The following is a 20,469-nucleotide window of genomic DNA, read 5'->3' as shown; positions in this document are numbered from 1 at the left end:
CAATAGACTCTGCTAAATACAGCGTAAATTATGAATTTTGATACTCTAAAAATTTTCTAGGCAAAGGCATTTTATGTTTTTGACACGCTGAAAATATTAGTACTCACTAATACATTGCTTACTTATTTGATTAATTGTTTATAATTAATTGATATTAGACAGTTAATAACAAACTATCAAGCAATAAAGCTACATGTTGTCAGTTAAATTTGTCTATGTTTTTTTATTTTTTGATTTTAATTAGATATGTTAAGATATATTTCAAATTTGAAATATGAATTCTCAACTTCTGCCATCGTTGATTATGTGCCCCACACATACCAGTGGGGAGACAAATAAAAATAATAAATAAAAGTATCCCCGTATACAAGAATCGGGGAAGCTTAAATTAAAACAAATAATAAACAATTGACGAGCTAGTAATGATTGGATTTTGCTTAAAATTTATTCGTTTCTAGCTAAAGTAGTCTTTCAAGGTGCTGTACCAGTTGTGGTGCTTGAAGTAAACCTTCAATTCTTTCTACAGCTTCACCTTTCTTAAATAAAACTAAAGTGGGTAAAGCTTCGATTTGATACTGACTTGCTAGTTGGGGATACTTGTCGGTATCAATTTTTACTATCTTCATTTTTCCTTGAAGTTGAGCATTTACTTGTTCCAAAATCGGCACCATCATTTGACATGGTCCACACCAAGCCGCATAAAAATCCACTAGTACTGGTAAGTCAGAACCAGACAGCATTTCCTCAAAGCTGTTAAATTTCTTTTTCACAGACATATGTTCTTACCGCTTTAATACTACTGCTTAATAGTAGTGTGTTTATCAAGAATTTGGAATTAGGGATAGCACTGCGTGCCGCCGCAAGCGGCATATGGCGACTGGCGACTGGGATTACTAATCTTTAGTTTCTATCCCCAATCCCTAATCCCTAGTCGCTAATCTCTAAAATAATCTTAATTTTTAATGAATAATCGCTCTATGATGATAGCGATTAGAACGCAATGATTGAAAATTAATAGGAACAGATAAATGGCAGTGCTTGAATTATCGGAAGTATTACCAGAAAATTTACAAACCCTACGTTCCCAAGTGGCTGTTGTCACCGGTGCATCACGGGGAATCGGACGGGCGATCGCCCTAGAATTAGCAAAAATGGGAGCTACAGTTGCGGTAAACTATGCATCTTCTAGTGGTGCGGCTGAAGAATTAGTCGAAGCAATTACTAAGGCTGGCGGAAGTGCGATCGCTCTTCAAGCAGATGTTTCCAAAGCCGAACAAGTGGATGCACTAATAAAGGCTGTAATGGAAAAATTCAAGCGTGTTGATATTTTGGTAAATAATGCAGGTATTACTCGCGATACACTGCTATTACGAATGAAACCAGAGGATTGGCAAGCAGTCATTGACCTCAACTTAACTGGTGTTTTCCTCTGCACCCGTGCGACTAGTAAGATTATGCTGAAGCAACGTTCTGGGCGGATTATTAATATAGCTTCGGTTGCCGGACAAATGGGTAATCCGGGACAGGCTAACTATAGCGCGGCGAAAGCAGGTGTGATTGGTTTAACTAAAACCCTCGCCAAAGAATTTGCTGCTCGTGAAATTACAGTCAACGCAGTCGCGCCAGGTTTTATTGCTACTGATATGACTAATGACCTCAAAAATGATGAAATTCTCAAATATATTCCTCTCGGTCGCTTTGGAAAACCAGAAGAAGTGGCGGGGATGGTGCGCTTTTTAGCCTCGGACCCCGCCGCTGCTTACATTACAGGACAAGTTTTTAATGTGGATGGTGGAATGGTGATGGCTTAAAACAGTTGTCAGTTGTCAGTTACCAGTTATCAGTTAATGCGCTGTCGCGCACGCTGCGCTANTTTTAATGTGGATGGTGGAATGGTGATGGCTTAAAACAGTTGTCAGTTGTCAGTTACCAGTTATCAGTTAATGCGCTGTCGCGCACGCTGCGCTAACAGTTAATGCGCAATACCTACGGTACGCTTACGCTAGGAACGCGCACGCTATAGCTACGCTACCTACGGATCCGCTAACAGTTTATGGCTTACGCCACGCCCTTACGGGCTACAGTTAATGCGCAATACCTACGGTACGCTTACGCTAGGAACGCGCACGCTATAGCTACGCTACCTACGGATCCGCTAACAGTTATCAATTTTTTTGATTTATTTTGTATTTGCTGTTAACTGTTCCCTGTAGCCCGCGAGGGCGTGGCATTAGCCATAAACTGTTAACTGTTCACTGACGTTTGTCAAACTTTGTGCATTCTTTGCCAAATTGCAAATCCTAATAACATAAGAATACTAGCTGTAGTTGCAAGTATTACACTGATACTCATACCTCTGATTCTCATAGCCAGTAAATTAAAAATCCAAGTTACAAACCACAATGCAAAAGCAGCACGACGTTGGGATAATCCCCAAGCTAATAAGCGATGATGTAAATGATCTTTTCCTGGTGTTGTTAATGGGTTTTTTCCTGCCATTAATCGGCGGATAAATACTTGAGATGTATCTAGTACCGGCAACAACAAAAATAAAACTGGCGGTACCAAGGTAACAACTGTTGTGGTTTGTAATTCTCCCAAAATACTTGTGGCTGCTAGCACATAACCAAAAAAGTAGGCACCAGCATCACCCATAATAATTCGGGAAGGATGAAAATTATGTCGTAAAAATCCCAGCGCAGCGCCAGATAAAGCAGCAAGTATTAAAGTCGCTGCAGCGCGGTTGGGAAATTGTGCTGAAACTGCTAATAAACTAATCGAAGTAATAAAACTGACCCCTCCCACTAAACCATCCATACCATCCATTAAATTGATCGCATTGGTGATTCCCACTACCCAAAATACTGTTAGCAGCATTGAGAGGAATGGATCTATAGGAGTACCAAAGGTTAACTGAAAACTAATACCATTAGCAAACAGCAACAAAGCAGTTAAAATTTGGATCAATAAGCGAAATGATGCTGGCAAACTGAATTGGTCGTCAATGAATCCAACCAGAACTAGGATGGAACCGCCTAACAAAATCGTTAACACTTGTGCCAAAACACTGTGTAGTTCGATCGGACGTAAAAGAGTTGCCAAAACAATAGCAGCGATCGCTCCAGCATAAATAGCCAAACCGCCAGCATTAGGCAAAGGTTCTCGATTTAATCGTCTTGCATTTGGTTGGTCAGCCCAACCAACCTGCAAAGCAAATTTACGTACTATTGGCATTAGACGCCATGTTACCAACCAAGCCAAGAAAAAAGTGAAAACTACTGCCAACCAGCCGGAACCGTAGGGATCGGCAATTCCGATTGCCTGCAGGGAGTCGTATAATTTCATCCCCCAAATCAACTATATTTGTCAATTTCTATGAATATTAACTGATATATTAGTCTGTTTGTTCCGCGAATATTGTATTTTCTACCTCGATCTGAATTTATATTTCTTACAAGTGAGTCTGAGAATTAGGATAAATCCCAAAGTACAAAAAGAATATTAAAGATATAATCTCCTTTTCTTGTTTAATTCATCCGTTATTTACGGGTTCACAGGAAAAAAAGTCAAAATTATAGTTAGCACTCTTCGCCTCTGAGTGCTAAATTGTTAGACAGAAAGCACTCTTTGATGAAAGAATGGCAAAAATAGTTTCTTTTGACGAACAATCTCGGCGGTCATTAGAGAGCGGAATTAACGCTCTTGCTGATGCTGTTAAAATCACTCTAGGACCTAAAGGTCGTAATGTTCTTCTCGAAAAGAAATTTGGTTCCCCCCAAATTGTTAATGATGGTATCACTGTTGCCAAAGAAATTGAACTTCAAGACCCTTTGGAAAATACTGGTGCAAGATTAATCCAGGAAGTGGCATCCAAAACTAAGGATGTGGCTGGAGATGGTACAACCACCGCCACAGTTTTGGCTCAAGCCATGATTAAAGAAGGCTTGAAAAATGTAGCCGCTGGTAGCAACCCCATCAGTTTAAAACGGGGAATTGATAAAACTGTTGAAATTTTGGTAGAAGAAATTGCCAAGATTTCTAAGCCAGTAGAAGGTAGTGCGATCGCTCAAGTTGCCACTGTATCGGCTGGAAACGATGAAGAAGTCGGTAGCATGATTGCTGAAGCGATGGAAAAGGTCACCAAAGATGGTGTCATTACCGTTGAGGAATCAAAATCTCTCTCAACTGAATTAGAAGTAGTTGAAGGGATGCAAATCGACCGGGGTTACATTTCTCCCTACTTCATCACCAATAACGAGCGGATGACAGTAGAGTTTGAAAATGCCCGTATTTTAATTACCGACAAAAAAATCAGCAACATTCAAGATTTAGTTCCAGTACTGGAAAAAGTTGCTCGTAGCGGTCAACCTTTGTTGATTATTGCTGAAGATGTCGAAGGAGAAGCTTTAGCAACTTTAGTTGTTAACAAAGCAAGGGGTGTTTTATCTGGTTGTGCAATTAAAGCTCCAGGTTTTGGCGAACGTCGCAAAGCAATGTTACAAGACATCGCGGTTTTAACTGGCGGACAAATGATTTCCGAAGAAATCGGTTTGAGTTTGGATACCGCATCTTTAGAGATGTTGGGAACTGCCCGTAAAATCGAAATCGATAAGGAAAATACCACCATCGTTGCTGCTAGCGATGTCACCAAAAAAGACGTACAAAAGCGAATCGAGCAAATCCGCAAGCAATTGGAACAAACTGATTCTGAGTACGATAGCGAAAAATTGCAAGAGCGCATTGCCAAATTAGCAGGTGGAGTTGCAGTCATTAAAGTTGGTGCAGCCACTGAAACCGAACTAAAAGATCGCAAACTCCGCATCGAAGATGCTCTAAATGCGACCAAAGCTGCAGTAGATGAAGGTATTGTCCCTGGTGGTGGAACAACCTTAATCCATCTCTCCCAGAAAGTAGAAGAAATCAAAGCTACACTTTCTGAAGATGAGAAAATTGGTGCAGATATTGTTGCTCGTTGTTTGGAAGCTCCCCTACGCCAAATTTCTGATAATGCAGGTGTAGAAGGTTCAGTAATCGTTTCTAAAGTCAAAGAAACTGAATTCAACATTGGTTACAATGCTGCGACCGGTGAGTTTGAAGATTTGATTGCTGCAGGTATTATCGATCCTGCTAAAGTTGTTCGTTCTTCTCTACAAAATGCTTCTTCTATTGCTGGAATGGTTTTGACCACCGAAGCAATCGTAGTTGAAAAACCTGAGAAGAAACCTGCTGCTGGCGCTCCCGATATGGGCGGCATGGGCGGCATGGGCGGCATGGGCGGCATGGGTGGCATGGGTATGGGTATGCCCGGTATGGGAATGATGTAGGTTACAGCTATATCTAGCCATATTTTGAGCATTACCCGTGCAGTGATATCGAGCTTGCTGCCAAAATAAAATGATAATGTAGGGGCAAAGGCAAATAGCTAAGTCTCTACATTATTTATTTGAGAATTGGTATACGCCCGCGCCTAACGGCGAATGGTAATTGGTAATTGGTAATTGGTAATTGGTAAATATCAAAAAATTATATTGAATTATTATTTTAATTTAAATATTCATATTCTCTTTGGCCCATAGAGCTGCTTGAGTGCGATCGCGAAGTTCAAGTCTTCCTAAAATCTGCGTCACATAATTCTTCACGGTACCCTCAGTCAGATACAGTGCTTTAGCTATTTCACGGTTATTCTTACCCTGGCTAATTAAGCGCAAAACATCCAACTCTCGTTCGCTAAAAAGATTTTCATAGGAATTTTGCTTACTTACTACGGGTGGACGTAGCTGGGCAAAAACTTTAGGTGCTATGGTTGGACCAAGTTGAGAATGTCCTTGAGATAAAGTTCGTATGGCTGCTGCAAGTTGTAAAGCTGGAGTACTTTTAAGGAGATAACCAAGTGCTCCGGCTTGTAAAGACTCCCAAATATAATCATCTTCATCAAAAGTTGTGAGCACCAAGATTTTAATCCAGGGAAAACGATTGTGAATTTCGCGTGTTGCTATCACCCCATCACAAATTGGCATCCTTACATCCATTAGAATTACGTCAGGTTGTAAAGTTTCAGCTAGGGTAATAGCTTCTTTCCCGTGATTGGCTTCTCCCACAACTTCTAAATCTTCTTCTAGGGATAGCAAAGAAGCTAGTCCCTGTCTAAATAGTGGTTGGTCATCTGCTAGTAATAACCGAATCATAATTATAGATGGGATTATTTGTTGAACCATCCTGATTCTAGTCTTTGTCCATCAAATATATTTTCCCAAACAGTTTTGCTCAGAGAACTCTTTGTTGATAAGACTGGGATTTAATATAATTTAGGATTAAGTGTATAAATAATTTTACTTGCTGAACTATTGTTTATTTATTTACAAGACAGGTATATTTTTACCCATCTTCAGGATCAACCTTTATACCATCTTCTAATCCTGGAGGTGTAAGATAACCAAGTGTAAATGTCGCACCGGCAGTAAATACACTAGCAACAGCAACTTTGAAAGCTTGTTGGTCTTGTTGGGGAATTACGATCCCAATATTTTCCAGTGCTGGAAGTGTGGAAGCAGTAACAATAATTCCACCAATTGAACCAACTGCAGAGGCAAATGTTGCAGCCATCACTTTATTATTGGGTCTAGTTGTTACAGATTTAGCTTTATGCATCTCTTTAATTATCCTTAGTTGTACAAAATGAATATATTTTTTACTACTCATTTTGCCCAGGAAATTTCCAAAAGGTTTTGGCAAATCTCGTAAAAATTATTTTTGGGGTAATCTCGCAATTCACAAACCGTCACTACAAAGACAGCCGAACGGCAGAAGCATTAGAATATTACTGTAGCGATATGTGCCAAATTCCCAGAATTTTTCCGCTCGGGACTGAAATACAGAGTCGTTCGCTATACTCAGAATAGCTTCAAACCAAATAATGACAAAATTATTGCAAATCCGATTAAAAACAGCATCACTCCTAATAATTGCTTGTTTTGTATCTGCATTTGCTGTTCAATTTCACTGTAGCGGACATCTGGTTGACCTATTTGAAAAATAGCAGGCTTTTTAAATAAACTTGGTAAAATTTGATGAAAGAGGGAAATTGCCATCAATTTGGTGAAAAATAAAGTTTTTATTACCCGCTTATTATTCCCCAATCCCTGTTCCGACATTCTAGCGTTCGCATCTGTATCTGGTTTGCGTTTGATAGTGTAGGCAGGTAAAGCCTTAGTCAGGTCACCATTATACTTCTCTAAAGTTCGTGCCAAAATTACACAACTTTCCAAGGCTACATTACAACCTTGTCCGAGAGATGCCCATACAGAGTGTCCTGCATCGCCAACAAGTACGACACAATCTCCTCCATGTAAACTACTACATATAGTAGTGATACCACCATAGGATGGCTTCTGTTCAAGCAAGTATTTTGCCCAATCTTCTGGTAATGATTTCCCTGCTAAGATATCAGGGAATTTTTCTTGAAATAAAGCTTCTAGTTCTGCCTCAGTTTTAAGTTTATCAAAGGTGAATTCTCCCTCTGGTGGCATAATTAAAATTCCGTTTAGCGACCCATCGGAACTGGGCGGAGCTAAAATAGTTACAGGCTCATGACTAGGCCAGGTATGAAAACATTTATCCCATTGAGGTTGAGCATCAGGTAATTCTGTTACTTTTCCTAATGGACAAACTTTAAACATCATTTTATCAAAGTTTTGCTGGCAGCTAAAGCCGTCAAAGTATTTTTCCATCAATACTCTAACGGTACTGAAAACCCCATCTGCACCTACAAGTAAGTCAAAATTCCGCTCTATACAATCGTTTTCTTTGTGAAAAGTTGCTAACTTTTGCTCGAAATCAATACTTTCTAAACGATAACCAAAGTAATATTCTATGTGTTCTGGAAATCTACAGCGCCCTTCCTGAAATAGTTGCTTTGCCAAAACATTACGATTTACGGAGATAGCTTTATTAAATGGTTGATTGAAGCGAATGCCTTTATTTGTGTGTCTGACATTACCAGCTAAAGTAACGCTTAGGTCAGGAGGTAATTCAACACCAACCTCTTGCAGCGCAAATATACCTCTTTCAGTGAGAACAATGTTATAGGAACGCCCTGATTTGTTTACTCCGCCCAAATTACCTGTACTTTTTTCATAGAAGTCTCTCCGCTCAAATACGGTTACTCTCCAATTCATCTGTGCTAAATACAATGCCATCAGTGTTCCTGCTGGACCTGCACCAACAATAATGGCTTTCCTGTCTTTTCCTGAATTTTGTGGTGAATTAGACTGCAAAAGCGATTCAATCATACCCTGACAATGGGATGCTCTTAACTAGATGATTTTATCGGGTAAACCTGGTAGAAGCAATATCTATTTTTTATGAGAAGAAATAAATCTACATTGCTTAAGCTTTCTGAGGGTAATTCTTAGCTAATTCTCAGTAATGTATCACTAACTGCTCATATTAATCACTGATATTAAAACTCAAGTAAAACTTGCACTTTAGCAGATTAAAGATAAAACGTTATATAAAGAGAAAGATTATGAGTGAATTCTTTAGACAGGCAGGAATGGCATTACTTGGTGGCTGGATAATTGGTGTTGTATTTGCTGGGATTAGGCTTCCTGCACCAGTTCCTCCACTTTTGGGTTTAATTGGAGCATTCGGTATATTATTGGGTGGTTATTGTTATGAATTAATTTTCAAGATGTTTAGGTAAAAATTTTTACACTAGTTTAGAATCCTCCATGTTTTACCGGGGGAGATGTCAAGTCCAATTTCCGATCAATACAAATGGAGCCCAATAAAAAGGATGATTGAATTTTTTGGATTTAATTAGCCTTAACTGCGCTTGTCTCAATATTTGGGCTTTATTTTGAGAAGTTTTCTTGATTTGCTGATAAAATTCATTCATCAAGATAGAAGTTGATTCATCTGATACTGGCCATAAAGTTCCAACTGTGCTTCTTGCCCCCGACCTGAGGGCAATTCCCGCAATACCCAAAGCGGATCTAGTATCTCCTTCGGCAGTTTGACAAGCACTCAGTACTAAAAGCTCGATAGGAATTAATTTGGGGGTTTCTTCTCGCACTTTGAGTAATTCTTCAAGTTCATTAACTCCGATACGATCGTTCCAAGTCAGAATAAATGTTTCTTCTGGTTTAGAACTAAATTGACCATGAGTTGCTAAATGTAAGATGGGTGCGCTGGTTGTTTCTTTTAAAGTCTTACGAAGACGATTGTTAGTAAATTTCTGGTTGAGTAAAAGTTGAGAATTAACATTGTTTGCGATGTCTTGCACTTCATTTTCTACCGCTGGTAGAGCAGAAAATCCCTGATTTGCTTCACTCAAAGCTCCTACCACTGCTTCAACGCGTTTATTATTTATTGCTTTGGAAGGTAGTAATTGTAACCCTGGGGTAAGGGCGATCGCATAATCTTCTACCAGATATTTTTCACCATCGTAAAGAGCAGCTACGGGAAGATTACGCAAAGCACTATCGAGAACAAAGACTAAAGTTTTGATTTTTGCTGCTTTTAAGTCATTAAGTGTAGGTTTTATCAACCAATTATAAAATTCTTGAGACTGAGTTTTTCTTTCTTCGTCGGAAGAAACTGGGTTAAATTGTGCCATTAATCCCATGATTTTACTTTCAAGGTCAGCAGCTGTTATTGGTTGAATTTGCAGCTTAATCGGTTGACCTGGAATAGAAGTTAAAACTGCAAGAGTGTTTTCTGTGACTATAGGGTAAATAATTGCAGCTTTGGGATCGAATTGCTCGATTTTTTCAGGTTTAGCTTGTAAGCAAGCTTGTCGAAAATAGTTCTCCATCTCAGCCATCTGCAAAGATTCTACAGTTTTTCTCGCTTGGATGAGATTATCTTGGGTCGGTTGAGAAATTAATAACTCAACTAACTGACGATAGACAGGTTCTACACTTTCACGAAATGAATACTGTGATTCTGGGTTGAAAGTCACTAAATCTTCTCGAATCTTACCCAAATTATTTACGGCTTTTTGATAGGATACGATCGCATTCTCGATTTTCCCTTGGGTTTTAAAAATTCTTCCTAATTGCCATTCCCACTGATAAGCTATATCATCAGCAGCAATCGCATCAGTTAAGCTGAGAGCATATTTATTGAGTTCGATGGCTCGATTTAAATTTCCTTGTTGTTCCTCTATATAAGCTAAAGTCCCAATAGCATAAGATTCTGTCCTCGCAGTACCTTTAGATCGTGCGGATTGGGCTATTTTTTCTAACAACTGTTTGTGTCGGTTATTAATTAAGGGTTGCGATCGCTTGTTAGAGATAGATTTAGAAGCAATAATTCTAGAGCTTTTATTTTGACGAGAAGCTCTAAAATTAGGAGATGTATAAGACTCTAATTTTGCCATTTTTTTGATTAAATCGATTTTGGCAAAATCATTGTTTGGTAAGTTCAGAATTAAATCTTGACTCTGATTTGCAGTGGTAATAGCTCGCTCCCAATTTTGACTTTCAATGTCAATATCAATGGAATTAAGCAAAGCAATAGCTTGGGTTTCTCTATTCTTCGACACCGATGCGACTTCTTGCAATAATTTAGTAGCAGTTTGGGGCTCAGAAAACTGAAGTACCGCAGCTAAGTCAATTCCAGTTTTAGCTGTTGCTTCTATATCTGTTTCCTGGGTTAAAGCAATACTGGCTTCGAGTTTTTCGATTGCTGTGGGAAAATCTCCAATAGTGGCGTAGGTTATTCCTAAGATTTTATATACTGATGCCTGTAGTAGTTTTGGTATTGAATTTAACTTTGTTTCCAACTCTTGAAGGTTTTTTTTTGCTGTGCGGTATTTACCCAGTTTTTGTAAAGCTATTGCTTCATTAACTGTAGCACCAACCTCTCCTTCAGTATCTCGTTCTTGTTGATATATTTCTTTTGCTTTGCGAAAATTTAAAGCTGCTGCTTGGGGATTATTTTGTTTGAGTTCGAGATTACCTTGAGTATTGAGAACTTTAGCGACGAGAGTGGAGTTTAATTTTTGATTATCTGATAGTTTAATTGCTGAAGTAATAGCTTTTTGTGCTTGGACTAAATCACCTATTTCTTGATAGCCCAAGGACAAAAAAACATCAATCAGTATTTTGCTCTCCAGGTCTTCAATTTTTAGATCTTTAGCTTCTAAGCGTGATGTTTCATTTTTAGCTTTCTCCCATTGGGCGATCGCATTTAAGTAATCACCGCGCAACATCGCTTCTCTTCCAGTATTTATTTTTTGTTCTATTGTTGGGGGTAAACCACGAACAACTGCTACGGGAGTACAAACAATTCCTAAGCCAATCAAAATTCCTAAGATAAAATTACGCATAAATATTAATTTCATTAAAGTTTCTCAATACTTTTAAATTTTCAATAGTCTTAAATTTGGATATGGCAATCCTAACTGCTAAATAATTTAGTAATCTATAAAAACTGATATTCCTCACCAAGGGGAGGTTAGGAGATGGTTAGCCTCGACAACTAGACTTTATCCAATTGTGTGTGGATAAAGGGCTCAAAGCGACTAATTCTAACTCACCATCTGAATTGATGATAGTTGCTGTAGCTTCTTTAATCGGCTTTCTTGAGGGAGCGACTTTTGCTGTATTTACTTTGGTTGTTTGTTGTGTAGCTGGACGCAGATCGTGCCAATTTGAACTAAGAGAATGACTCTGATATGGACTATTGGGAATTCCCCCATTACCCGTAACTGCAAAAATATTTTCGCCACTACTTGGACAAGCTGCTGTAATCAGACCACTAGGATCTGTAATATCTTCAGGTAAGATACCCGTACCTAAGTCTTTTTCTGATTCGGGACTTTTAATCTCAACAACTCCATCAAGTCCAAACTGAGATGAAGCATCAATATCACTGGTTAAATCGGTGAAAATAAGTTCGGTTGTAATATCGATATTACCTCCTGGTCCAAATACAGCATTAGCTCTAATATCGCTATTATTGAGTGCCAAAATAAAATTAGAATTATCAATAAAAATATTTCCCCCACCACCATTACTATCTAAAACGCTGGTGCTAATTAAGCTATTATTTCGTAATAGAATTTCATTGCTGAAAATATTGATATCACCACCACCTGTTTGTTCTGAAGTTGCAGTAATAAAGCCTCCATCTGTTTGAATGCGATCGCTATTTAAATTAATATTGCCAGCTTGACCTGTCCCCGTACTGCTAGTAGTAATTTTTCCTTGTGCAGAGATATCCAGCAAGTTACTATTTACAGAGATTATTCCCGCATCTCCTGCTGCAACAGTACTACTACTGAAAGTTGCACCACTAGTAAGATTTAGATTATTTGTAAAAACTTCAATAGCACCACCAGCACCTTCTCCTAAAGTTTCTGCTGTTACTTGAGCGCCATTTTGAGCGGTAATTGTGTTGCTATTAAGAAAAATATTTCCCCCACCCCCTGCAAAAGTTGAAGCTGTAATGCTAGCAGGAGTATCAGTATCTACTCCATCTAGTTCAATGGTTGGGGCGTTAATATTGATATTTCCTGCTTTACCGGTTCCTGTTCCTGCTAAAATATCTGCATTGCTACCACTTAAGAAGTTACTTGCACTAATAGTTGCACCATCTTTTACAGTTAGTCTATCGGTTGTTAAATTTATATTTCCACCGTTTCCATTCCCCAAAACCGCACTGGAAAATAAACCACTACTACCACCACCAGCTTGAATTGCATTACCGCTCAATTCTACTGAGTTGGATGCTGTAACTGTAAGATTACCAGCAGATCCAGAACCACCAGTACTAACAGCAATTTGTGCTCCATCTGATACCTGTAAATTATCGGTTGTGATCGCTAAATTACCACTATTACCGGTTGCACCGGGAATAACAGTTGCAAATAAACCAGTAGATCTGTTAGCAACTGCAGAATATCCAGTTAAATTAATCTCGCTGGCTTTAATAGCAAGATTTCCTCCTTGTCCGGTACCGAGTACACTGGAATTTATTTGGGTTCCACCACTAAGCTTGAGGCTGTTAGTCTCGATGTTAATATCTCCAGCTGTTCCTGTCGCACTCGATTGGACGGAAGCAGAAATTTGACTGGGGTCTGTTAAAGAATCAACGCTGCTTAATTCAATATTATTTGCTTTAATATCGATATTTCCAGCATTTCCTAAGCCTCCAACGGTAGAACCAATATCAGCACCGTCTATAACTTTTAAAGTATCAGTATTAATACTTAAGTTACCTCCATCTCCACCGGCAAAAGTATTATTAAATAAACCACTAGGAGTCCCATTAGGAGAAGTTCCATTAAGTTCAATATCTTGTGCCTTAATATTAAAATCCCCTGCTTTACCATTACTAAATGAAAGAGTAAAAGCTTGGGCTCCTCCAGCGATTAATAAACTATCGGTGTCTACATTAATATTTCCCCCATCACCAGTTGCTCCTGGGACAATGGGAGCAAACAGACCGCTCGAACCAGCTACGCGGGAACCTGCAATTAACTCTACCCGCTCTGCATTTACACTTAAGTTTCCACCTTTACCACTGCCAAAAATAGCACTAGCTACTTGAGCGCCGCCAGCAACTAATAAATAATTGGTATCAATATTTAAATCTGCCCCTGCTCCTGTTGAACCTGCTGTAGTATCTGTGGAAACATAGGAAACAAAAGGAATTTGGTTTTGAGATACCCCTGTAATTCTGACGGAATCTGCACCGTTAAGAGTAATACTTCCTCCCGTTCCATTTCCTGAAGTGTTAGAGAGAATGGCGGAAGCGTCTGTTAGAGAAATATTTTGTCCGCGAACGTTAACCGTACCACTACTATTACCACTAACTTCCACTGAAGCTGCATTTGCTAAAGCAATATCTGTAAAACCAGCTACTCCTTGATAGTCAAATGTCCAAATTTCACTACTAGTATTAAGTCCAACTAAACCCTGCTTAACACTACCTAATTCAATATGTCCTTCTGCTGCGGTTAGATTTCCCCCATCTAAAGCGATATTACCTCCAATCAAAGCTAAATTTTTTCCCTGGTCTACTTGTAATCCAGAAGGACGAAAGTTTTTAACTAGAGAATAATCATTATTACTGGGGTCAGCAAAACCCGTACTATTCCCAGTCCCCTCAACAATAATATTTCCTGGCTCAGTACCATATTGCAAACCAACGGGAATATTGATGTTTAGTAAAGGTGGTGCTTGGGGGTCAACAGCACTATAAAAATTACCATCACTGAATTTAATACTTTCTGCAGTACTTCCTAAAAATGAACCACCAATCTCCAGAGTTGCATTGGGACCGAAAATAATGCCCTTGGGGTTAATAAAAAATAGATTAGCTGTCCCATTTGCACGAATTATCCCTTCAATATTAGAAACTGAGCTACCAGTAACCCGACTGAAAATACTTCCTATACTCGATCCATTATTGAAGAAAGCTGTTTGACCATCAAGAACAGAAAATTGTTGAAAGCTGTGAAAAAGATTATTTCCTGCAGCTGTTCCTCCAGTAATTTCAATCAAATTTCCACTAGTATCGGGGGACACTACAGAATTGATGGGAAGAGTAGTATCCGGGATAATTTGAATTTGTGTTGATTGTGCTGAGACTTTTGGTGTATTGCCAAATAACGAACAAAATACCAAGCATAATATCAGATAAAGGTTTTTGTTTTTCTTTCTGATTTCCAGTTGTGATAAAGAAAAATAAACGTTATTCATGGCTCACCCTAGATCTCTAACATTTAAAGTTAGTGAGAGTTAAATAAAAACATTTAACCGCATTTCCAAATTAATTATTCCCAAAAATTACTGATAAATTAATCATGCATTAATTTTTACGAAAAATCATTTATAAATTCAAGAAAATTATATTTAGGACATGTCCTGAGAAAGATGACCCAAAGATAAATGAATCAAAATTAATAGAACAAGCAAGTAGCTAAATAAAATAATGTAGATCGCTAAACAATTTGAGTAATTTCAGTCTTAATACTGAGGCCAATTTATTTTAAAATCTTATTTTTATTGATACTTTCATCAAAGTTTAATATCGATTTTGCCCAAATCAATAATAGGTTTTTTAAACTTGAGAAGATAAGTACAAAAATTTGAAAAACGTTTATTTACTCTAAATTACATCAGAATATGCAAATAAACTTTCTTTACGATATGAATGTCAGTCTCGAACAAATGATTGGTTACGAGATGACATCTCTTCTTTGGGGTCAATTATTTGCAGATGACATTGAAATCAATATCTTTGCCAAATGTACAGACCAATTAGATGCAAATATAATTGGTGGAGCAGTTCCCGAATATCACGAACAACATTACGCCTTATTTTTAGAATATTTTGCTGCAGACATCACTTCGGAAGAAGACCAACTTGCTTATGATGCTTTACAACAAGGAAATACCGTTGATTTCTTACTTAATGGCGATTTAATTGGCGGTAATACCAAAATAAAGTTAACCACTGCCTTAGCTCAAGCCTTGGGAATGAATGAAGCAATTAGTTTGGATCGTTATGTTCTCGACGATTCAATTCATTTCCTCGATGGCACAATTATGATGAACCAGGATTTTTCCTGGGATTTCAATTACTTAAGGGATAGTGAAGCAGCAGAAAATACCCTCGATTTTTTGAGTGTAGCGCTCCACGAAACGGGACATATTCTAGGTTTTACCAGCAGTTTAGATTTCTCCTTGCAACAAGATACTCTTTATTCTGGTCGTACGGAGTTAACAAATTTTAGCCCTTTAGACTTATTCCGTTTCTCCGCGCAAAGTTTAGCTCAAAACAACCCTGACGGGAGCGTAAGTGATTTATCAATCGGTGGAGTAGCTTGGTTCTCGCCTGACGGTGGAGAAACTTTAACAGCCAAGATGTCTACAGGTAAAGAAGGAGACGGTTATCAAGCTAGCCACTGGGAAAGACGTTACGACCCTCTAGGGATTATGGATCCGACTCTGTGGTATCAAGAGCGAGCATCTATTACTGACTTGGATGTCTTAGCTTTTGATGTCATGGGTTACGATCTAAGTGAAAGTGCTGGTGACGTGGAACAGTTATTCACCACACAAGGATTAGAATTAACACTAGCCCAAGCCAAGATTCAACTAGCTGAAAAACTCGGTGTTTCTGTTGAGTGGATAGAAGAAAATGCAAACGTTCCAGTATCTTCTTTAGATTTAATAGCGCAAATAGAGGCAGAAATTGCAGCTGCAGCATCTGAATCTACCACTACAACCGAAACTACATCTGAATCTAACACTACAGATTCAACTTCCGAATCCACTACAACCGAAACTACTTCTGAATCTAACACTACAGATTCAACTTCCGAATCCACTACAACCGAAACTACTTCTGAATCTAATACTACAGATTCAACTTCCGAATCCACTACAACCGAAACTACTTCTGAATCTACCACCACAGATAACACCACGAATGAGGATGAGCCAGACAAAGACTTCTTCAAAGATTTACGCAAAATGAAGAAGAAAAGCTATAAGTGGTGGGCGCAAGATAATGAAGGAGGTAACTCTTCTTGGCAAGAATTCTATGAATGGTGGTCACAAAATAATGAGGGAGGTAATTCTTCCTGGCAAGAACATTACGAATGGTGGGCGCAAAATAACGGAGGAGGTAATTCTTCTTGGCAAGAACTCTATGAATGGTGGTCACAAAATAATGAGGGAGGTAATTCTTCCTGGCAAGAACTCTATGAATGGTGGTCGCAAGATAATGAGGGAGGTAACTCTTGGTGGCAAGAAGTATTCTTTGCGAGTCAAGATAATGGAAACTTCACAGACATTAGATTACCAGGACAGAATAACAGTGAGATAACTAATGTTATTTACGGAGACATTACTGGAGGTCATGAAGATGACATCATTGGTGGGGACACCAGCAACGACAATATAGTTTCTGGTAAAGGTGATGACTTAGTTGATGGAGCCGAAGGAGACGACACTATAATTGGTGGCGAAGGTTATGACACTATCTTTGGCTTTGATGGTAATGATTCGATCAAAGGTGGGAAAGGAGATGACCTGATATCTGGTGAATCTGGTGAAGATGTATTGCTTGGCGAAGCTGGCGCAGATGTCCTGATGGGCGGCGAACATGATGATTACTTGGACGGAGGAGAAGGTAGAGATTTCCTCAATGGAGATACAGGACACGATGCTTTAATCGGCGGAAAAGGAAATGATGCTTTAGAAGGAGGAGCAGGAAAAGATTTATTGGTTGGGGGAGAAGGAAAAGATATTGGAAATGGTGGTAGCGGTGATGATTTTATCTTCGGCGATCGCTACTCTGCGATATTACAAAAAGCCTTTGGCAATAATTTAACTCCTCTGATCGGTCTATTTACTCCTGAAACTGATACTACAACTGAAGAAGTCATTACTGTCGAACTTGCTCAAGACCCAATGAGAATCGAAGCAGAAAATATGACCTTGTCTGGAAACTACAATCTAGCTTCTAGTGGGACTCTGGTTCAGACTAATTCTACAGCTAACATCAGTACCATTTTTAACGGACAAGCAGGACTATACAATATTGTGATTGGCTATCACGATGTTTATGGTAATGCTAGGATTACAGCTTCTTTAGGATCCAGTACAATAGATGATTGGTATTTAAATCAAACTTCGGGAAGTACATCTCCTGGTGTTTCCAACTTTAAAACCAGGACTATTGCCAGTGAAGTTAGTCTTAACGGTGGTGAATCTTTATTTCTAAATACAGTTGCTTACGCAGCTAGTAGTGGTGGTGATGATGATGACGATGGTGGCAGTGTCGTATACGATAAAGCTTACATCGACTATGTTGATTTCGTTCCCATCGTTAACAACAACAATGTAACTTTAGAAAAAGACCCTGTTCGACTTGAAGCTGAAGAAATGAATTGGACGGGAGTGTATAAGGAAGAAAGTAAAACTTACGCCTCTGGTGGTAAGTTAATTGGACCCAATTCAGATAACCAATGGATTTACGGAAATACAACTTTTAATCTGGAATCTGGACTCTATAATGTAATTGTTGGTTATCATGATATCGGGAAAGTTGGCGAATCAAAATATAATCAGGGCAGGATAAAAGTTAAAGTAAACGGAGTTGAAATTGATAACTGGAAACTTGATGATGTTCTTTATGATTCTCAATTAGAAGCAGGAAACTTTACTAAGCGCACTATTAATAACGTTCAATTGAGTCAAGGTGACACCTTCGGTATTGATAGTTTGGCAGATTTTACTCCAGAAGGTTTTATTGACTATATTGAGTTTGTTCCTGTGGAAGTTTCTACTGATACTTCCGATATCACTGGAAATTCCAATACTACTGACACTCCTAATACTAACGATACTTCTAATACTACTTCCAACGCCACTGATACAACAGCTACTGCAATAGAACTGGGAGCAAATAGCGATATCCTCAGAGGTGGTAATGGTAATGATGGGATTGATGGTGGTGAAGGTAATGATATTATCTTCGGGGAAGATGAGGCAAACGATTCGAGTAATATTGCCCCAATTAATATTGCTGGTAGTTTTAACTATGGTCGGAGTACTTATATCTTAAGTCAGGCTGGTACTTGGACAGAAGCACAAGCTGAAGCTGAAAGTTACGGTGGTAACTTAGTTACTATTAACGATGCTGCTGAAAACCAATGGTTGAAAGATACCTTTGGTACTACAGAAGCTCTCTTTATTGGTTTCTCTGATGCGGAAACTGAAGGAACCTGGAAATGGGCTAGCGGTCAAGTTGTAGATTGGGTTCTCGGTAATACCAATGATGGCATCTATACCGATTGGGCTCCCAATCAACCGGATGATTCTCAAGGAAACCAAGACTACGCTATCTTGAGTCATATCTGGGATCCTAATACAAATAAGTGGGATGATGTAACCACAAATGCATCTTTCCGAGGCATTATTGAAATTGACTGGTCTAGCGCTGGTGGTAATGATACTATTGTCGGTGGATCAGGAGATGACCAAATTTACGGTAACTCTGGTAATGATTCAATCTATGGTGATGATATAGACGATGGTATTGCTGTTAAAACTCCTCAAACCTTAACTTTCCAGCAAGGAGTTAATGGCTACAACGGAACAGTTGACACTCAGTTAAATGGGTACTATTGGACCACAAGCTATAGTAATGCAACTTCCCTCAATATAGATAGCAATGACTTGGGTTATCCAATTCATAGTTTAATTCGCTTTGAAGATATCTTTGGTGCTCAAGAAGGTCAAATTGCTCTGGACGGTACCATTAACTCTGCCTTCTTAGAACTTGATGTTTCTGATCCGGGTAGTAGTTTTAAGGTCCATGAAATGCTTAAAAGCTGGTCAGATAATGTTACTTGGTATTCTTGGGACACTTATGATAACGGAGTATCAGCCAATGGTGTAGAAGCATCTAATACAGCAGTTGCTACTACTGGTTCTGTTAGTGCAGGTATTTTGAGAATTGATGTTACAGAAAGCTTAAAATCTTGGCAAACGGACCCCACTAGTAATTATGGATGGGCTTTTCTACCCACAGGATCTGATGGAGTTGATTTTGACTCTGCAGAAGGTGCTAAGGCTCCTCGCTTAGTGGTAGATGTTGAGCAGGTTTCATCTTCTACTTCCGGAATTGATGGTGCAGTGTATAACGGTAGTAAGTATATTGTTACTGATACTGCAATGACTTGGAATGTAGCACAAGCCTATGCGGAAAGTATTGGTGGTAACTTAGTCACAATCAATGATGCTTCAGAAGAAGAGTGGTTGAAAACAACTTTTGGTAGTACCGAAGAATTGTGGATTGGTCTAACCGACAAAAATGTCGAAGGACAATTTGAGTGGAGCAGCGGAGAAGCTCTTACATATACTAATTGGGTCCCTGGAGAACCGAATAATGTCAATGGTGGCGATTATGTCAGGATGAATTATCAAAATCAATGGGGTGATAAGAAAAATATACCTCTAAGAGGAATTATTGAGATTAAATTATCTACCGCTAATGGTAGTAATAATATTGACGCTGGTAACGACCATATAACTGGTAATGGTGGTAATGATACTATTTCTGGCGGTGCTGGTAATGACGTCATCAATGGTACTGATGAAGTAGTTGCTGGTTACTATGAAAAAGATATCTTAACCGGTGTTGATGGTGCAGATAAGTTTATCTTGGGAGATGCAAACCAAGCCTACTATGCTACAGCTGGTCATCAAGATTATGCTCTAATCAAAGATTTTGATTCTACAGTTGATTTTCTCCAACTTCATGGAGTTGCTGAAGATTATCAACAACAGCAGCAAGGAGATAATATCTTCCTTTCCCGCGATGGAGATTTAGTAGCAATTCTAGAAGATAACATCACCTTAAATCTTAGTGACAGTGCTTTTGAGTATGTCTAATTCGAAACTTTCAATTCTTTTTTAACTATCAGGCTACAAAATTTAACTA

Annotated in this window: 11 protein-coding genes; 4 read left to right on the top strand and 7 right to left on the bottom strand. The window is 38.7% G+C overall.

The window, feature by feature from the left end; translation table 11 throughout:
• Positions 1–458: 458 nt before the first annotated feature.
• Positions 459–776 (bottom strand): thioredoxin, encoded by a 318-nt coding sequence (gene trxA, locus BC008_RS36680; protein ID WP_027845209.1) that lies wholly within the window; start codon positions 774–776, stop codon positions 459–461.
• Positions 777–1,028: 252 nt separating this feature from the next.
• Here trxA and fabG point away from each other — a divergent pair, with 252 nt between their 5' ends.
• Complete coding sequence (fabG, locus tag BC008_RS36675) at positions 1,029–1,811, top strand: 3-oxoacyl-[acyl-carrier-protein] reductase (RefSeq protein ID WP_027845210.1); 783 nt, start codon at positions 1,029–1,031, stop codon at positions 1,809–1,811.
• Positions 1,812–2,265: 454 nt separating this feature from the next.
• Here fabG and BC008_RS36670 read toward each other — a convergent pair whose 3' ends face one another.
• Positions 2,266–3,345: an MraY family glycosyltransferase gene (locus BC008_RS36670; protein ID WP_027846783.1), complete on the bottom strand. Its 1,080-nt coding sequence runs from the start codon at positions 3,343–3,345 to the stop codon at positions 2,266–2,268.
• A gap of 293 nt (positions 3,346–3,638) precedes the next feature.
• Here BC008_RS36670 and groL point away from each other — a divergent pair, with 293 nt between their 5' ends.
• Positions 3,639–5,324: a chaperonin GroEL gene (gene groL / locus BC008_RS36665; protein ID WP_058184170.1), complete on the top strand. Its 1,686-nt coding sequence runs from the start codon at positions 3,639–3,641 to the stop codon at positions 5,322–5,324.
• Between the two features lie 222 nt (positions 5,325–5,546).
• Here the strand turns inward: groL and BC008_RS36660 are convergent, their stop codons facing one another.
• The 3 genes from BC008_RS36660 to BC008_RS36650 form a co-directional block, all read right to left on the bottom strand.
• Positions 5,547–6,185, bottom strand: a complete 639-nt coding sequence (locus BC008_RS36660) for a response regulator (RefSeq protein ID WP_027845306.1) — start codon at positions 6,183–6,185, stop codon at positions 5,547–5,549.
• Between the two features lie 190 nt (positions 6,186–6,375).
• Positions 6,376–6,648: a hypothetical protein gene (locus BC008_RS36655; RefSeq protein ID WP_153009694.1), complete on the bottom strand. Its 273-nt coding sequence runs from the start codon at positions 6,646–6,648 to the stop codon at positions 6,376–6,378.
• A 242-nt stretch (positions 6,649–6,890) separates the two neighbouring features.
• Entirely contained in the window at positions 6,891–8,288 is a 1,398-nt protein-coding gene (locus BC008_RS36650) for an FAD-dependent oxidoreductase (protein ID WP_027845304.1), read from the bottom strand.
• A gap of 236 nt (positions 8,289–8,524) precedes the next feature.
• Here BC008_RS36650 and BC008_RS36645 point away from each other — a divergent pair, with 236 nt between their 5' ends.
• The gene (locus BC008_RS36645; RefSeq protein WP_027845303.1) at positions 8,525–8,701 is read left to right on the top strand and encodes a DUF1427 family protein; all 177 of its coding nucleotides are present in this window, start codon (positions 8,525–8,527) and stop codon (positions 8,699–8,701) included.
• Positions 8,702–8,749: 48 nt separating this feature from the next.
• Here the strand turns inward: BC008_RS36645 and BC008_RS36640 are convergent, their stop codons facing one another.
• Entirely contained in the window at positions 8,750–11,332 is a 2,583-nt protein-coding gene (locus BC008_RS36640) for a CHAT domain-containing protein (RefSeq protein WP_161938184.1), read from the bottom strand.
• A 139-nt stretch (positions 11,333–11,471) separates the two neighbouring features.
• The gene (locus BC008_RS47815) at positions 11,472–14,711 is read right to left on the bottom strand and encodes a two-partner secretion domain-containing protein (protein WP_027845302.1); all 3,240 of its coding nucleotides are present in this window, start codon (positions 14,709–14,711) and stop codon (positions 11,472–11,474) included.
• 426 nt (positions 14,712–15,137) lie between these two features.
• Between BC008_RS47815 and BC008_RS36630 the strand changes: the two genes are divergently transcribed.
• Positions 15,138–20,420, top strand: a complete 5,283-nt coding sequence (locus BC008_RS36630) for an NF038122 family metalloprotease (RefSeq protein ID WP_082650674.1) — start codon at positions 15,138–15,140, stop codon at positions 20,418–20,420.
• Positions 20,421–20,469 lie beyond the last annotated feature (49 nt).

It is taken from the genome of Mastigocoleus testarum BC008 (assembly GCF_001456025.1).
Classification (GTDB): Bacteria; Cyanobacteriota; Cyanobacteriia; order Cyanobacteriales; family Nostocaceae; genus Mastigocoleus; species Mastigocoleus testarum.
The sequence above is the reverse complement of the archived record's forward strand: the minus strand, read 5'-3'. Positions and strand labels throughout refer to the sequence as shown.

Excerpts from the sequence above, each read along its gene's own strand:
- trxA (WP_027845209.1), bottom strand. The coding sequence starts at position 776 with ATGTCTGTGAAAAAGAAATTTAACAGCTTTGAGGAAATGCTGTCTGGT.
- fabG (WP_027845210.1), top strand. The coding sequence starts at position 1,029 with ATGGCAGTGCTTGAATTATCGGAAGTATTACCAGAAAATTTACAAACC.
- BC008_RS36670 (WP_027846783.1), bottom strand. The coding sequence starts at position 3,345 with ATGAAATTATACGACTCCCTGCAGGCAATCGGAATTGCCGATCCCTAC.
- groL (WP_058184170.1), top strand. The coding sequence starts at position 3,639 with ATGGCAAAAATAGTTTCTTTTGACGAACAATCTCGGCGGTCATTAGAG.
- BC008_RS36660 (WP_027845306.1), bottom strand. The coding sequence starts at position 6,185 with ATGATTCGGTTATTACTAGCAGATGACCAACCACTATTTAGACAGGGA.
- BC008_RS36655 (WP_153009694.1), bottom strand. The coding sequence starts at position 6,648 with ATGCATAAAGCTAAATCTGTAACAACTAGACCCAATAATAAAGTGATG.
- BC008_RS36650 (WP_027845304.1), bottom strand. The coding sequence starts at position 8,288 with ATGATTGAATCGCTTTTGCAGTCTAATTCACCACAAAATTCAGGAAAA.
- BC008_RS36645 (WP_027845303.1), top strand. The coding sequence starts at position 8,525 with ATGAGTGAATTCTTTAGACAGGCAGGAATGGCATTACTTGGTGGCTGG.
- BC008_RS36640 (WP_161938184.1), bottom strand. The coding sequence starts at position 11,332 with ATGCGTAATTTTATCTTAGGAATTTTGATTGGCTTAGGAATTGTTTGT.
- BC008_RS47815 (WP_027845302.1), bottom strand. The coding sequence starts at position 14,711 with ATGAATAACGTTTATTTTTCTTTATCACAACTGGAAATCAGAAAGAAA.
- BC008_RS36630 (WP_082650674.1), top strand. The coding sequence starts at position 15,138 with ATGCAAATAAACTTTCTTTACGATATGAATGTCAGTCTCGAACAAATG.